The organism is Escherichia sp. Marseille-Q3837 (assembly GCF_916618735.1).
GTDB lineage: Bacteria > Pseudomonadota > Gammaproteobacteria > Enterobacterales > Enterobacteriaceae > Escherichia > Escherichia ruysiae.
Genome location: NZ_CAKAKC010000001.1, coordinates 3,259,198 through 3,273,624, shown reverse-complemented (window position 1 = coordinate 3,273,624; position 14,427 = coordinate 3,259,198). Strand labels below are relative to the sequence as shown.

Genomic DNA, 14,427 nt, shown 5'->3' with positions numbered 1-14,427 from the left:
TCCCTTCTCTTAGTGAGGAGGGATTTTTATTCATATAACAAACCATTCAGCTTGCCATATTTAAATTAAAGGAAACGTCATGGGAAATAATTTGTTATCCGCAAAAGCGACACTCCCTGTTTATGATCGTAATAACCTGACGCCAAAAATTGTTCATTTAGGGTTTGGCGCATTTCATCGCGCGCATCAGGGCGTGTATGCCGATATCCTGGCTGCCCAGCATCACAGCGATTGGGGCTACTATGAAGTGAATCTGATTGGCGGCGAACAGCAAATCGTCGATCTTAAACAGCAAGATAATCTCTATACCGTTGCGGAAATGTCGGCTGATGCGTGGACCGCTCGCGTCGTTGGCGTCGTGAAAAAGGCGCTGCACGTACAAATTGATGGCTTAGAAGCCGTGCTGGCCGCGATGTGTGAACCGCAAATCGCAATTGTCTCTCTGACAATCACCGAAAAAGGGTATTTCCACTCTCCGGCGACCGGACAGTTAATGATGGATCACCCGATGGTAGCTGCCGACTTGCAAAATCCCCACCAGCCGAAAACAGCAACAGGCGTGATTGTCGAGGCGCTGGCTCGCCGTAAAGCCGCAGGATTTCCCGCGTTTACCGTTATGTCATGCGACAACATGCCAGAAAACGGTCACGTTATGCGTGACGTTGTCACTTCATACGCCAGGGCTGTAGATGTAAAACTGGCGCAATGGATAGAGGAAAACGTGACTTTCCCATCGACAATGGTGGATCGCATTGTACCCGCAGTGACGGCGGAAACGCTGGATAAAATCGAACAACTTACCAACGTGCGCGATCCGGCAGGCGTGGCGTGTGAGCCGTTCCGTCAGTGGGTGATTGAAGATAATTTTGTTGCCGGACGCCCGGAATGGGAAAAAGCAGGCGCTGAACTGGTCAGCGATGTGCTGCCTTATGAAGAGATGAAACTGCGTATGCTCAACGGTAGCCACTCCTTCCTGGCTTATCTGGGCTATCTGGCGGGATATCAGCACATTAACGACTGTATGGAAGATGAAAATTATCGTCATGCAGCACATGCCTTGATGTTGCAGGAACAGGCGCCCACGCTGAAAGTACAGGGTGTAGATTTGCAAAATTATGCCGATCGATTGATTGAACGCTACAGCAACCCGGCTTTACGCCACCGAACCTGGCAGATTGCAATGGACGGTAGTCAGAAACTGCCACAGCGGATGTTGGATTCAATTCGCTGGCATCTGGCGCATGACAACGCGTTCGATCTGTTGGCGCTGGGCGTCGCTGGTTGGATGCGTTATGTTGGTGGTGTTGATGAACAGGGAAATCAGATTGAGATTAGCGATCCGTTACTAGCGGTCATTCAAAAGGCTGTGCAAAGTAGTGCCGAAGGGAAAACGCGTGTGCAGTCGTTGATGGCGATTAAGGCGATATTTGGTGATAATTTGCCGAACAATAACTTGTTTGTTGCAAAGGTGACGGAAGCGTACTTGTCTCTATTAGCGCATGGCGCGAAAGCGACCGTGGCGAAATATATCGAGAGGTAAAAACAGCAATGCCGCCATCGGCGGCATTCACATGCTTAGTTCATGCCGAGACGAATCAGGTCCAGAGGCGCGAGTTTTTCATCACAACCTTCAACAACCACGGTTTTACCGCGACGGATTTGCTCTGCGGTCAGACCTTCAGTGTCAATCGACAGGATCTTGCCAGTGTGACCGGTGCCGCTAACCATAACACGGCTGCCAGTGGTGATTGCGTTACGGTTACGATCGTAGGTCGTCATAGGTGTTTTCTCCTTTCTGATTTACAGTCGAAGCCCACGTAACGGGCGCAATATAAATACTCCTGTCGAGTGAATATTTTTTTGTTTATGATCAAGTTCACATCTTTTTTGATGCTTGCATGAACCAGAAGAAAGGGATGGGCTCTCACCCCGGATGGGATGAGAGGAAATGAATTACTCTTCGCTAAACCAGTCGCTATTTTCCTGGCGGATCAGCTGCACGGATTCACTTATTTCCTGCAAATGCAGAGTCATTGCTTTTTCTACCGCATCACCATCATGTTTTTGTAGAGCAGTAAAAATATCCATATGTTGACGTAACAACATATCAGGTGGCGATACGTGGTCAAAGCTCATATAGCGCACGCGGTCAACAGTTGCTTTCAGGTTTTCAATGGTGTCCCACGCAAGCTGACAGTCGGCAATCTGCGTCAGAATTTGATGGAAGTTATCATCCAGCTCAAAAAAATCATCCAGTTGTTTGCGTTCAATGGCAATACGTTGTTGGTGGAGATTTTGCTCAAGCTGATAGCACTGGCTATCGGTAATCATGCTCGCCGCCCGGCGGGCGACGGCACACTCAATAGCCTGACGAATAAAACTACCGTTGCGTACCTGAGTCATGGAAATTTTATTGACGTAGCTGCCACGCTGCGGGCGAATTTGAATCAGGCCATTTTCTGCCAGTTTTATGAAGGCTTCACGAACCGGCTGGCGTGACACATTGAAACGAACAGAAACTTCTTTTTCCGACAACGGTGTGCCCGGTGGAATTAGACAATGGACAATGTCGCGGCGAAGAATACGATAAATCTGCTGATTGACAGGTTGTGTGGGATTAAGTTGCGTTTCGACGGTCATTCGTTCTTGCTTGTGAGTGGGTTAACTCAGTGAGTCTACCACTTTTTTGTGACAAGCAATAACCCGGCGGTTAAGCCGGGTATAAAAATTAATGGCGATGGACATTCAGTCCGGCATAGCTTTGGGTAACCGGCATCATTTCCAGTGTGTTGATGTTGACGTGAGCAGGGAGTGTAGCAACCCACCAGACTGCTTCGCTGACATCTTCTGGCGTCAGCGCAACGGTGTTTTGATAGGTTTTTTCCGCTTTATCGTCGTCACCTTTAAAGCGAACATTGGAAAACTCGGTGCCACCCACCAGCCCCGGTTCGATGTCGGTGACACGTACTGCCGTACCATGCAGATCAGTGCGCAGATTCAGGCTGAACTGACGAACAAACGCTTTTGTCGCGCCATAAACGTTACCACCAGCATATGGCCAGCTACCCGCCGTTGAGCCAATGTTAATAATATGACCATGATTACGCTCGACCATGCCAGGCAGGACAGCGCGGGTCATATACACCAGGCCTTTGTTGTTGGTATCAATCATAGTTTCCCAGTCTTCAACGCTGGCTTTATGTGCAGGTTCCATACCCAGCGCCAGTCCAGCATTGTTTACCAGAATATCGATATTACGCCACTCGGCAGGAAGCGAAGTCAGCATCTCTTCAATGGCGGCGCGGTTGCGAACGTCCAGTTGGGCGATATACAAATTATCTCCCAGTTCGTCTTTTAACTCCTGCAACCGTTCCTGGCGACGGCCAGTGGCGATAACTTTATGCCCTTGTTGAATAAAACGACGTGTAATGCATTCACCAAAACCTGCCGTTGCTCCAGTTACTAAAACGATCATCTCACTGTTCCTCAACGATTTTGTGTGTCAATAACATAGCACGTGATGCTTAAGAGCGGGTAATACTGGTTTGCAAGATTGCACTCCGTTATCAGTAAGCCTACGCTATGGAACACCTCGTTTTCAGGAGTAGAAAATGTCAACGACGAATCCTTTCCTTACGCAGAGCACTCTGCCGTATATGGCTCCTCATTTTGATCAGATTGAAAATCAACACTATCGCCCGGCATTCGATGAGGGGATGCGGCAAAAGCGGATTGAGATAGAGGCGATAGCTTTAAACCCGCAGACGCCCGATTTTACTAACACTATTCTGGCCCTCGAAAAGAGCGGGGAGTTACTCACTCGCGTTACCAGCGTCTTCTTTGCCATGACCTCGGCGCATACTAATGATGAATTACAGCGTCTCGATGAACAGTTCTCGGCGGAACTGGCGGAACTGGCTAATGATATCTACCTGAATGGCGAATTATTCGCGCGGGTAGATGCTGTCTGGCAGCGGCGTGAAACGCTGGGCCTTGATAGTGAATCTGTTCGTTTGGTAGAAGTTATTCATCAGCGTTTTGTTCTTGCCGGTGCCAAACTTGAAGATGCCGATAAAGAAAAATTAAAAGTGCTGAACACAGAAGCCGCTACCCTGACCAGTCAGTTTAACCAGCGGTTATTAGCCGCGAACAAATCCGGAGGGCTGGTGGCTGACGATGTTTCGCAACTGGCAGGCATGAGTGAGCAAGAAATTGCGCTGGCGGCAGAGGCGGCTCGCGAGAAAGGTCTGGAAAACAAATGGCTCATCCCATTGCTGAATACCACGCAACAACCGGCGCTTGCGGAACTCAGCGATCGTTCTACACGTGAAAAACTGTTCACTGCGGGGTGGACACGCGCGGAAAAAAACGATGGCAATGATACTCGTTCCATCATTCAACGGCTGGTGGAGATCCGCGCCCAACAGGCCAAATTACTTGGCTTCCCTTATTATGCCGCGTGGAAAATTGCCGATCAGATGGCAAAAACACCAGAAGCAGCACTCAATTTTATGCGGGAAATTGTTCCGGCGGCGCGTCAACGTGCGAGCGATGAATTAGCGTCTATACAGGCGGTTATCGATAATCAGCAGGGTGAGTTCAGTGCCCAGCCGTGGGACTGGGCATTTTATGCTGAACAGGTGCGGCGGGAGAAATTCTGTCTTGATGAAGCGCAGCTCAAACCTTATTTCGAATTAAACACAGTGTTGAATGAAGGTGTATTCTGGACTGCGAATCAGCTCTTCGGTATTAAGTTTGTCGAACGTTTTGATATTCCTGTTTACCATCCTGATGTCCGCGTATGGGAAATTTTTGATCATAATGGCGTGGGGCTGGCGTTATTTTACGGTGATTTCTTCGCCCGTGACTCAAAAAGCGGCGGCGCATGGATGGGGAATTTTGTAGAACAATCTACGCTTAATGAAACACGCCCGGTAATCTATAACGTTTGTAATTATCAGAAACCGGCGGCAGACGAACCCGCATTGTTGCTGTGGGACGATGTTATTACATTATTCCATGAGTTTGGGCATACGTTGCACGGTCTGTTTGCCTGCCAGCGTTATGCCACGCTTTCTGGCACCAATACACCACGCGATTTTGTCGAATTTCCTTCGCAAATCAACGAGCATTGGGCAATGCATCCGCAGGTATTCGCGCGCTACGCCCGGCATTATCAGAGCGGGAAAGCAATGCCGGAAGAGTTACAACAAAAAATGCGTAATGCCAGCCTGTTCAATAAAGGTTATGAGATGAGCGAATTGCTTAGCGCCGCACTTCTTGATATGCGCTGGCACTGTCTGCAAGAGCATGAAGCGATGCAGGATGTGAATGATTTCGAACTGCGGGCGCTGGTGGCGGAAAATATGAATCTTCCCGCCATACCGCCACGTTATCGCAGCAGTTATTTTGCCCACATTTTTGGTGGCGGATATGCGGCGGGATATTACGCCTATTTGTGGACGCAAATGCTGGCAGACGACGGTTATCAATGGTTTGTCGAGCAGGGCGGCTTAACGCGTGAGAATGGGCAACGTTTTCGCGAGGCGATTCTTTCCAGAGGCAACAGCGAAGATTTAGAACGTTTGTATCGTCAATGGCGCGGTAAGGCACCACAGATTGCGCCGATGTTGCAACATCGCGGACTGAACGTCTAATTTTCTGTAAATATAGCTGGTCTGGCGTAAAGCCAGGCCAGAAAGTCACTCCAGTAATTTCAAAAGCTGCGCCAGTGCAAATCGAACCGCCAATGCTAATACTGTTTCGCAATCACCATCAAAATGCATAACCGCAGTATGCGTATTTCCTTTTATATTCCATGCGAACCAGACTGTGCCTGCGGGCGTACCATCCTGCCCACCTTCAGGCCCACCGTAGCCGGTAATGGCAATACTAATATCGACATCTGCGCGCTCTTTGGCGCCAGTTGCCATTTCTGCCGCTATCTTCTCGCTCACCGCCGTATATTTCTCAAGAGATTGCTGACTGACGCCAAGGATTTTCATTTTGGCTTGATCGGTAAAAGTGACAAAGCCTGCGCCGTAAAACTTTGGTGTGTCTTCAGCAGCACACAGCGCGCAAGCCAACTTACCGCCAGTGCATGATTCGGAGGTAGTTAAGCGTAATTGATCAGCGATAAGTCTTTGGCTCAACGCGGATGTCAGGTTTTCAATAGTATCGCTATCTGCAAGTTGTACAATTTTATTGCTATTAATGTTCATCGTTGTTTGTCCACGTTATTAGCTGCAAAGGTGATTTGCCTTTTTGGTATGTTCTTTCACTATAATAAAAATCAGATTTATAAATCCGATTATTCTGAAAATATATTTAAGACTTAAACACAGCTTTCATTAATCTTTTTATTGTCTTTTTTGAGTTAAATTTGCAGCAAATTTTGTTGCTAGCTGACTGATTTTAATTGTTTTATAACAATCAGTACGATTCTTATTTGTCAATTATAAAAATAGCAACCAGACTTAATAAGTCAAACCAAACGCAATTAAGGAGTTAGTATGAAATTTCAGGCCATTGTATTAGCAGGTTTTCTTGTCATGCCTTATGCGTTGGCAGATGATCAGGGAGGTTTAAAACAGGATGCTGCGCCACCACCGCCACATGCAATAGAAGACGGCTATCGCGGAACTGATGATGCAAAAAAAATGACCGTTGATTTTGCGAAAACTATGCATGATGGTGCCTCAGTTTCATTACGTGGTAATTTGATTTCCCACAAGGGTAAAGACCGTTACGTTTTTCGTGATAAGAGCGGTGAGATTAATGTTGTTATTCCTGCTGCCGTCTTTGATGGACGACAAGTTCAGCCTGACCAGATGATCAACATTAGCGGGAGTCTGGATAAGAAAAGCACTCCAGCCGTCGTTCGGGTCACACATCTGCAGAAATAGTCACAAAAATAAATGCGTCTGATGGCCCAATCAATAGGGGCATCAGGCTTTACTGTTTATGTTATTTGCCTCTGTTTTATGGTGCAAGGAAGAGATAATTTACAGTATTAAACACTTTTTTATCTGCTTATTTTGTTTTAAATCACAATGTTATCTTTAACGTCGTCTCAGATTAGGATTTCTATTAAAATATTGACGTAATTTTTCTTTTCTCTCGGTAGAATAGCGCGCACAAGGAACTGTGAAAAAGGAGTGGCAATGATCAAGAAGACAACGGAAATCGATGCCATCTTGCTAAATCTCAATAAGGCTATCGACGCCCATTATCAGTGGCTGGTGAGTATGTTTCACAGCGTGGTCGCGAGAGATGCCAGTAAGCCAGAAATTACGGATAACCATTCTTATGGACTGTGCCAGTTTGGTCGCTGGATTGATCATCTGGGGCCACTCGATAACGATGAATTACCTTACGTTCGGCTAATGGATTCTGCCCATCAACATATGCATAACTGTGGTCGGGAATTAATGTTGGCAATTGTCGAAAATCGCTGGCAGGACGCTCATTTTGACGAATTTCAGGAAGGGTTACTTTCTTTTACTGCAGCATTAACAGATTACAAAATTTATTTGCTGACAATTCGTAGCAATATGGATGTTCTGACTGGATTACCTGGTCGTCGGGTTCTTGATGAATCCTTTGATCATCAATTACGTAATGCTGAACCACTGAATCTCTATTTAATGCTGCTGGATATAGACCGATTTAAATTGGTTAATGATACCTACGGGCATTTAATCGGTGATGTGGTATTACGCACCCTGGCAACTTACTTATCTACCTGGACGCGTGATTACGAAACGGTTTATCGCTATGGTGGCGAAGAATTTATCATCATTGTCAAAGCTGCTAATGATGAAGATGCATGTCGTGCCGGAGTACGTATTTGCCAGCGAGTCGATACCCATGCAATCGCATATTCTGAAGGGCATATCAACATAACCGTGACCGCAGGTGTGAGCCGCGCATTTCCTGAAGAACCGCTGGATGTGGTCATCGGAAGAGCAGACCGGGCAATGTATGAGGGTAAGCAAACTGGAAGAAATCGCTGCATGTTTATTGACGAACAAAACGTGATTACCCGAGTTTAAGCACCGTTTAACATTCATTGAGAAAAATAATGCTACTGTGTCAATGATCCGTTACCAGTGCAGAGAAAAGCCTGTTAGCGCAAAAGTAAAAACACAAATCTATCCATGCAAGCATTCACCGCCAGTTTACTGGCGGTTTTTTTTCGCCGTCAGAAAAATCAGGCCCCTTGTACACAATTGTAACAAGGGGCCGGTTAGGTGAGGGATTATCTCCGTTCATTAGTCATCCCATTTGTGGCTGAAATACGCGGCCAGAAAGCCAGAAAATAAAATTATTCCCAGTACAGCTATAAAAACATTCATATTACCCAGCATTATTTGCCTCCGTTTATGGTGTGGTGTGTTTCCTCTCTTACCTTAATTTTCATCTCAATGAGAAAGATATTAGCAGAGGTAACCTAAACGAAGGCTGAATTAGAGGGTTAATGTGATGAGGAACGGCTGTTTTTCCGATATTGTGAAGGGGATAATAAAAAACGCTGGTGAAAATGATGACGCAGTAAAGATGAATTACCAAACCCCGTCAGATCTGCAATTTTATCGATGCTAAACGACGAATTTTGCAGATAATCTTCCACTCGTATTAATCGCTCATTGAGAAGCCAGCGGGCGGGTGTCATACCCGTTAAGGCGACAAAGCGTCTTAAAAAAGTACGTTGACTCATATTCACTCGTCCGGCGAGAGAGGCAACGGTATGCGTTTGTGCCAGATTTTGCTGTAAAAAGTCGAATAATGCGCCTAACGTATGGCTTTCACGCGGCGCAGCCATCGGGCGTGTCAGGTTTTGTGGTTGCTCACCGTGGCGATGAGGCTGAATGACCAGCCGCCGGGCGACATTATTAGCAATTTCGTGACCATAATCTTTGCGCACGATATGTAAGCACAGATCGATCCCTGCTGCGCTTCCAGCGGAGGTCATCACTTGTCCTTCATCCTGATATAACACATTGTCACTTACGTGAATTGAAGGGTAACGATGCTGGAGTTGTTCCGTGTAGCGCCAGTGGGTGGTCGCTTTTCGCTGGTGAAGAAGGCCAGCGGCGGCAAGGACAAATACGCCCGAGCATATCGAAACCAGGCGAGTACCGCGTTGATGTGCTTCGCGCAACGCCTGGCATAGCATTTCTGGTACTGTTGCATCTATACCGCGCCAGCCTGGAATAATAATCATATCGGCTTCAGTCAGTAGCTCCAGCCCGCCATCCGCAACTACGTGGATCCCGCCAGTAGCTTGCAGCGCACCGGGTTCTACCGCAGCAACAGCAAACCGATACCAGTTATCGCCCAGTTCCGGTCGCGGCAGGCCGAAGATTTCAACGGCTACACCAAATTCGAAAGTGCATAGTCCGTCATAAGCCAATACAACAACCAGCGGGCGCTGCAATGTTGGCATCATTTTACTCTTTTCTGGCATATCGGAAGGCGGTCAGTGAAAGGTTGATTGGTTACATTATTGTTAACACAACAACCCAAAAGGAAAAAGCAATATGCGTTATGTCACTGAATTTACCGCAGCGAAACCGGACGTTGCCGAAGCGCATTTTCTCATGCGTTTGAGTGTTGAAACGGATTGCGCCGATGTTCATGACTCGCTGGCCTACATTGGCGATGATTTCGTTTTGCTGCATGTGGTCGGACGTGAAGAGGATTTCGCCCGTCGGCATATCCCAGGCGCAATTCATCTGCCCCATAAGCAAATGACCGAAGAGAGAATGGCTCAATGGCCGGAAGATACTCTGTTTGTGGTGTATTGCGCGGGGCCCCATTGTAACGGCGCAGACCGCGCGGCACTCAAACTGGCTCGGTTAGGAAGGCCAGTTAAAATCATGATCGGCGGGGTAACCGGCTGGGAAGATGAAGGCTACGCCTTTGCAACAGGAAAATAATGAGTCAAGCCGTGCCGTTAAGGCACGGCAGAGAGTCAACAAAGAACCGGCTGCCCCCAGGGTCTTGCGTGAATGCCTTTTAACATCAGCACCCATGCAGCAATGATCGCCAACGCTAAGATGACAAACAGCGAGGACGGCGGCAGGCGGGTGAGCACGACGCCACTCACTAATGGGTTAATCGCTGCACCAAGCCAGCCTAAAGACTGGGCGGAAAAATAGCTGGCTTTCATCCCTAGCGGTGCAATATGGTCAATCAACATATATTCACCAGGGGCATAAATGATTTCGCCAAGAGTAAACACGGCGGCTGAAATTCCCCAAAGTAGCAGGCTGTTGCCCGAAAAGATAAACCCGACCAGACCGATGACAAAGCAGAGAGTGCCGACCGTCATTAGCGCGCGGATATTGGTCGGATTAATGCGCCGGCCCACGGAATATTGCAACGTAACTACCATCGCAGCATTAACCGGAAGAACAACCGCGACCACCTTTTCGGCAAAATCACCATCAGCAATCACCATCACGTATTGTGAAATGCACGAGGCAAACGCTCCGCTCACGAAAGAAGCCAGAAAGGCTGAGCAGGTGAACCACAGCAGAGCTTTATCCTGTAACAAAACCTTTGGTGACCAGACGCTGCCGGTATCTGTGGCGATGATTTTCTCGCTGCGTTTCACCCAAATTTGGATGAAAAGCACAGGAAACGCAGAACAGATGGCTGCCAGCCAAAAGGGTAGATTGATACTTTGCATCACCAACAGCGTGCCGAGCGGTGGGCCGATGGTCCAGCCAATGTTGAGCATGGTGTAGTTGATCGAGAAGATCTTCGTTTTACTGGCAGAGGAAAGATTATCGGCAAACCAGGCCTTCAACACGGTAGCAAAAACGGAATACGCGCAGTTGATGAGCGCGAAGAACAGCACCACAAGCGTCACGTTGTCCACCAGGGGAATGGCGATAAAGCCGCTGGCGAAGGCGGTAATCGCCAGTAACATATAACGTTTCTTGTCGAACTTATCCGCCAGAATGCCAAATCCGAGGCTGAAAACGACGCCGATAGTGAGTGCAATTGTCATCGCATAACCAATCAAATCAACACCCAGACCGTACTGGCGACTCAAATAAATAGTCATAAACGGCAGCGTAGCGCCGCGTCCGATGGTTAATAACAACGACGAGGCAAGAAGGGCGCTGGTAGAGCGTCGCAGAGATAAGTTCATTTGGCTGTCCGGCAGTGCGTTTCGTTATGTTTTGTTTTAGAGATGTAAAGAAATAGCATGGCAAAAATCCGAAGTATAGCGACTTATTTGCGCATTAATGCCGTCGTAAACGGTGACTAACGAATCAACTGTTAAAAAAAAGTAAATTCCGCTAAGTTGATTGCTTACAAAAGATGAAAATTCAGGGGCGGTAGAATGTCGCGAAAAGATGGGTTGTTGGCGCTACTGGTAGTGGTTGTGTGGGGGCTTAATTTTGTGGTCATCAAAGTGGGGCTTCATAATATGCCACCGCTGATGTTGGCCGGTTTGCGCTTTATGCTGGTGGCCTTCCCGGCAATCTTTTTTATCGCACGACCGAAAGTACCGCTGAATTTGCTGCTGGGGTATGGTTTAACCATCAGTTTTGCGCAGTTTGCCTTTCTCTTCTGCGCCATTAACTTCGGTATGCCAGCAGGTCTGGCCTCGCTGGTTTTACAGGCACAGGCGTTTTTTACGATTGTCCTCGGCGCGTTTACTTTCGGTGAACGACTACATGGCAAGCAACTTGCGGGGATCGCCTTAGCGATATTTGGCGTGCTGGTGTTGATTGAAGGTAGCCTGAACGGTCAGCATGTGGCGATGCTCGGTTTTATGCTGACCCTGGCGGCAGCATTTAGCTGGGCGTGTGGCAACATCTTCAATAAAAAGATCATGTCGCACTCATCGCGCCCGGCAGTGATGTCGCTGGTAGTGTGGAGCGCATTGATCCCGATTCTCCCGTTCTTTGTCGCCTCGCTCATTCTCGATGGTTCCGCAACAATGATTCACAGCCTGGTCACTATCGACGTGACCACCATTTTGTCTCTGATGTATCTGGCGTTTGTGGCGACGATTGTCGGCTATGGGCTCTGGGGTACGCTGCTTGGGCGTTATGAAACCTGGCGCGTGGCACCGTTATCGTTACTTGTCCCGGTAGTCGGTCTGGCAAGTGCGGCGTTATTGTTAGATGAACGATTAACGGGTCTGCAATTTTTCGGTGCGGTGCTGATAATGGGCGGGCTGTATATCAATGTGTTTGGTTTGCGGTGGCGTAAAGCGGTGAAGGTGAGAAGTTAATAAGCCCCGATATGTCGGGGCCAGAATTAACTACATGGCGTGTTGATTATAATAGGGCACGCCCAGCGCATCCGACTTATCACTGCCTGTACCCATGTGATTTAAATCGAATGGTGGTTGTTCCTGCGATGGGGGAACAATCACTTCATCACCACAGGGAATAACTGTCGGCTGCGTGGTTTGTTCCGCAAAGCCTTGCGCAGAAAAGACAATAAGCGCGGTTATCATTGCGGATAAAAGTGGTTTCATGATTGCCTCAGTGACGTTGTCACGTTTCAACTAGCTATTGTAATGATTTAATGGATGTAAAAAGCGCGATTCGCCCTGAATATTAGCCATCCGGTATTTATGCGGCGGAACATCAAAGTAGTTTTTGAAGGTTCGGGTCAGCGTTTGCTGGGACTCGAAACCATAACGTTCTGCCAGATAGAGTATCGGCTCGTTGCTTTCTTTCAGCTTTTGCGCGATTTCTGTCATCTTTCGGCTGCGGATATATTGGCCTAATGAATGGCCGGTTTCTTTTTTAAACATCCGTTGCAGGTGCCATTTGGAGTAACCCGAACGCTCTGACACTTTCTCCAGTGACAGTGGCGATTCCAGGTTGTCCTCGATCCAGTCCAAAATGCTATGAATGGTAATAGCGTCAGTGTTGCGTCTGGACATCGTCATACCTCTTTTTTTGTTTACGGCAGGACTTTCTTAAGCAAATGCTCAAGCGTTGCCACTTCGTCCGCCGTCAGGTTTTTTGTTAATTCTTGATGCAGATCCTGGCCAACTAATTGATGGCATTGTTCACATATTGCTGCGCCGCTGGCGGTGAGTTTTACCAGCACGCCGCGCTTGTCATTCGGGTTTGGCAACCGTTCCACCCAGCCTTTACAGACCAGGCGATCCAGCATACGGGTCAGTGCCCCCAGGTCGACCGACAACACTTTTTTCAGTTCAACCGGCGTAATGCACGCTGCGCAGCGGATAGAGCAGAGCACCTTAAACTGTGCCGCAGTGATATCCAGCGGAGACAGATAATCGTTAAGCAGACGGTCTTTCTTCTGATTAACCATATAGATTAAGCGACCCAAGGGGATGATTTCATTGAACAGGTCGCTGGTACTTTTCACATTGGTTGCCCTGGCAAGTAATTAGTTGCAGGGGATAATATTGCCCAGGCAAGTATAAGTCAAATGAATGAATTGTCTGATGCCACGTTTTGCTAAATCGGTTCAAGTTTTGGTCAGTGCTATGCAAGATTAGTTAAAGAGTGAAACTTTCTCTTTGTTTTCCCTTTATACTTTTCGCTGATGACTCAGACACACAGGATAACAACCACCAATGTTAGATTTGTTTAAAGCAATTAGTCTGGGGCTGGTGGTGTTGCTGCCGTTAGCCAACCCATTAACGACAGTCGCGTTATTTCTTGGCCTGGCGGGCAACATGAACAGCGCCGAACGTAACCGCCAGTCGTTGATGGCCTCGGTATACGTATTTGCCATCATGATGGTGGCGTATTACGCCGGGCAACTGGTGATGGATACGTTCGGCATTTCGATTCCTGGTCTACGTATTGCTGGGGGGTTAATTGTTGCATTTATCGGTTTCCGTATGCTCTTTCCCCAGCAAAAGGCAACGGATTCACCGGAAGCAAAAAGCAAATCGGAAGAGCTGGAAGATGAACCCAGCGCCAATATTGCTTTTGTGCCACTGGCAATGCCAAGTACCGCCGGACCGGGAACCATTGCGATGATCATTAGCTCGGCGTCAACGGTGCGTCAGAGTTCAACCTTCGCGGACTGGGTGCTGATGGTTGCGCCGCCGCTGATCTTTTTCCTGGTGGCGGTCATTTTGTGGGGAAGTCTACGTAGCTCTGGTGCCATTATGCGGCTGGTGGGGAAAGGGGGAATTGAAGCGATCTCCCGCCTGATGGGCTTCTTGCTGGTTTGTATGGGCGTGCAATTTATTATTAACGGCATCCTGGAAATTATTAAAACTTACCATTAAAAAAGACCCAAATGGGTCTGAGCAGATGACAAACGCAACATTGCCTATGCGCTACGTTTATCAGGCCTACGTAATCTCTGCAATGTATTGAGTTGTAGGCCGGATAAGGCGTTCCCGCCGCATCCGGCATAAACAAAGCGCACGTTGTCAATAATCTGAAAGGCTCGTTCGTG

Annotated in this window: 18 protein-coding genes; 7 read left to right on the top strand and 11 right to left on the bottom strand. The window is 47.8% G+C overall.

The features are described 5' to 3' along the window. The first annotated feature begins 79 nt into the window (after window positions 1–79). The gene (locus LG381_RS15690; RefSeq protein ID WP_222680569.1) at window positions 80–1,540 is read left to right on the top strand and encodes a mannitol dehydrogenase family protein; all 1,461 of its coding nucleotides are present in this window, start codon (window positions 80–82) and stop codon (window positions 1,538–1,540) included. 35 nt (window positions 1,541–1,575) lie between these two features. Here the strand turns inward: LG381_RS15690 and ydfZ are convergent, their stop codons facing one another. The 3 genes from ydfZ to ydfG all read right to left on the bottom strand — a co-directional run bounded on the left by ydfZ (window position 1,576) and on the right by ydfG (window position 3,475). After that, window positions 1,576–1,779, bottom strand: a complete 204-nt coding sequence (gene ydfZ, locus LG381_RS15685) for a putative selenium delivery protein YdfZ (RefSeq protein WP_000214710.1) — start codon at window positions 1,777–1,779, stop codon at window positions 1,576–1,578. Window positions 1,780–1,953: 174 nt separating this feature from the next. After that, window positions 1,954–2,640, bottom strand: a complete 687-nt coding sequence (gene rspR, locus LG381_RS15680; RefSeq protein ID WP_000215570.1) for a DNA-binding transcriptional regulator rspR — start codon at window positions 2,638–2,640, stop codon at window positions 1,954–1,956. 88 nt (window positions 2,641–2,728) lie between these two features. Further along, complete coding sequence (gene ydfG / locus LG381_RS15675; protein ID WP_010346482.1) at window positions 2,729–3,475, bottom strand: bifunctional NADP-dependent 3-hydroxy acid dehydrogenase/3-hydroxypropionate dehydrogenase YdfG; 747 nt, start codon at window positions 3,473–3,475, stop codon at window positions 2,729–2,731. Between the two features lie 136 nt (window positions 3,476–3,611). Between ydfG and dcp the strand changes: the two genes are divergently transcribed. Further along, the gene (gene dcp / locus LG381_RS15670; RefSeq protein WP_225762619.1) at window positions 3,612–5,657 is read left to right on the top strand and encodes a peptidyl-dipeptidase Dcp; all 2,046 of its coding nucleotides are present in this window, start codon (window positions 3,612–3,614) and stop codon (window positions 5,655–5,657) included. A gap of 45 nt (window positions 5,658–5,702) precedes the next feature. Here dcp and LG381_RS15665 read toward each other — a convergent pair whose 3' ends face one another. Continuing rightward, window positions 5,703–6,221: a 2-oxo-tetronate isomerase gene (locus LG381_RS15665; protein ID WP_032225211.1), complete on the bottom strand. Its 519-nt coding sequence runs from the start codon at window positions 6,219–6,221 to the stop codon at window positions 5,703–5,705. 291 nt (window positions 6,222–6,512) lie between these two features. Between LG381_RS15665 and ydeI the strand changes: the two genes are divergently transcribed. Both ydeI and dgcZ read left to right on the top strand, forming a co-directional pair. Continuing rightward, entirely contained in the window at window positions 6,513–6,905 is a 393-nt protein-coding gene (gene ydeI / locus LG381_RS15660; protein WP_085460713.1) for a YdeI family stress tolerance OB fold protein, read from the top strand. Window positions 6,906–7,163: 258 nt separating this feature from the next. After that, the gene (dgcZ, locus tag LG381_RS15655) at window positions 7,164–8,054 is read left to right on the top strand and encodes a diguanylate cyclase DgcZ (protein WP_000592847.1); all 891 of its coding nucleotides are present in this window, start codon (window positions 7,164–7,166) and stop codon (window positions 8,052–8,054) included. Window positions 8,055–8,169: 115 nt separating this feature from the next. Here dgcZ and LG381_RS15650 read toward each other — a convergent pair whose 3' ends face one another. From LG381_RS15650 to ftrA, 3 genes are all read right to left on the bottom strand, one after another. Next, window positions 8,170–8,274, bottom strand: a complete 105-nt coding sequence (locus LG381_RS15650; RefSeq protein ID WP_212976461.1) for a hypothetical protein — start codon at window positions 8,272–8,274, stop codon at window positions 8,170–8,172. After that, the gene (mgtS, locus tag LG381_RS15645; protein WP_000901364.1) at window positions 8,274–8,369 is read right to left on the bottom strand and encodes a protein MgtS; all 96 of its coding nucleotides are present in this window, start codon (window positions 8,367–8,369) and stop codon (window positions 8,274–8,276) included. Before mgtS ends, LG381_RS15650 begins: the two co-directional genes overlap by 1 nt. A gap of 107 nt (window positions 8,370–8,476) precedes the next feature. Further along, window positions 8,477–9,448 carry a transcriptional regulator FtrA gene (gene ftrA / locus LG381_RS15640; protein WP_123058178.1) on the bottom strand — a complete coding sequence of 324 codons (972 nt, stop codon included), beginning with the start codon at window positions 9,446–9,448 and terminating at the stop codon, window positions 8,477–8,479. 94 nt (window positions 9,449–9,542) lie between these two features. Between ftrA and LG381_RS15635 the strand changes: the two genes are divergently transcribed. Continuing rightward, window positions 9,543–9,941, top strand: a complete 399-nt coding sequence (locus LG381_RS15635) for a rhodanese-like domain-containing protein (protein ID WP_176251454.1) — start codon at window positions 9,543–9,545, stop codon at window positions 9,939–9,941. Between the two features lie 35 nt (window positions 9,942–9,976). Here the strand turns inward: LG381_RS15635 and ydeE are convergent, their stop codons facing one another. Further along, window positions 9,977–11,164 carry an efflux MFS transporter YdeE gene (ydeE, locus tag LG381_RS15630; RefSeq protein ID WP_225762618.1) on the bottom strand — a complete coding sequence of 396 codons (1,188 nt, stop codon included), beginning with the start codon at window positions 11,162–11,164 and terminating at the stop codon, window positions 9,977–9,979. 195 nt (window positions 11,165–11,359) lie between these two features. On the opposite strand from ydeE, the gene eamA reads away from it, so the two are divergent. Beyond that, complete coding sequence (gene eamA, locus LG381_RS15625; protein WP_000087182.1) at window positions 11,360–12,259, top strand: O-acetylserine/cysteine exporter; 900 nt, start codon at window positions 11,360–11,362, stop codon at window positions 12,257–12,259. Window positions 12,260–12,289: 30 nt separating this feature from the next. On the opposite strand, the gene marB is transcribed toward eamA, so the two are convergent. From marB to marR, 3 genes are read right to left on the bottom strand one after another with little or no spacing between them, the layout of a single operon-like run. After that, the gene (gene marB / locus LG381_RS15620) at window positions 12,290–12,508 is read right to left on the bottom strand and encodes a multiple antibiotic resistance protein MarB (protein ID WP_000803538.1); all 219 of its coding nucleotides are present in this window, start codon (window positions 12,506–12,508) and stop codon (window positions 12,290–12,292) included. Window positions 12,509–12,538: 30 nt separating this feature from the next. Then, window positions 12,539–12,922, bottom strand: coding sequence for an MDR efflux pump AcrAB transcriptional activator MarA (gene marA / locus LG381_RS15615; protein ID WP_000091195.1), 384 nt, complete (start codon window positions 12,920–12,922; stop codon window positions 12,539–12,541). 20 nt (window positions 12,923–12,942) lie between these two features. Continuing rightward, entirely contained in the window at window positions 12,943–13,377 is a 435-nt protein-coding gene (gene marR, locus LG381_RS15610) for a multiple antibiotic resistance transcriptional regulator MarR (RefSeq protein WP_000843428.1), read from the bottom strand. Window positions 13,378–13,588: 211 nt separating this feature from the next. Here marR and marC point away from each other — a divergent pair, with 211 nt between their 5' ends. Further along, window positions 13,589–14,254 (top strand): NAAT family transporter MarC, encoded by a 666-nt coding sequence (marC, locus tag LG381_RS15605; RefSeq protein WP_000885044.1) that lies wholly within the window; start codon window positions 13,589–13,591, stop codon window positions 14,252–14,254. Window positions 14,255–14,427: the final 173 nt, after the last annotated feature.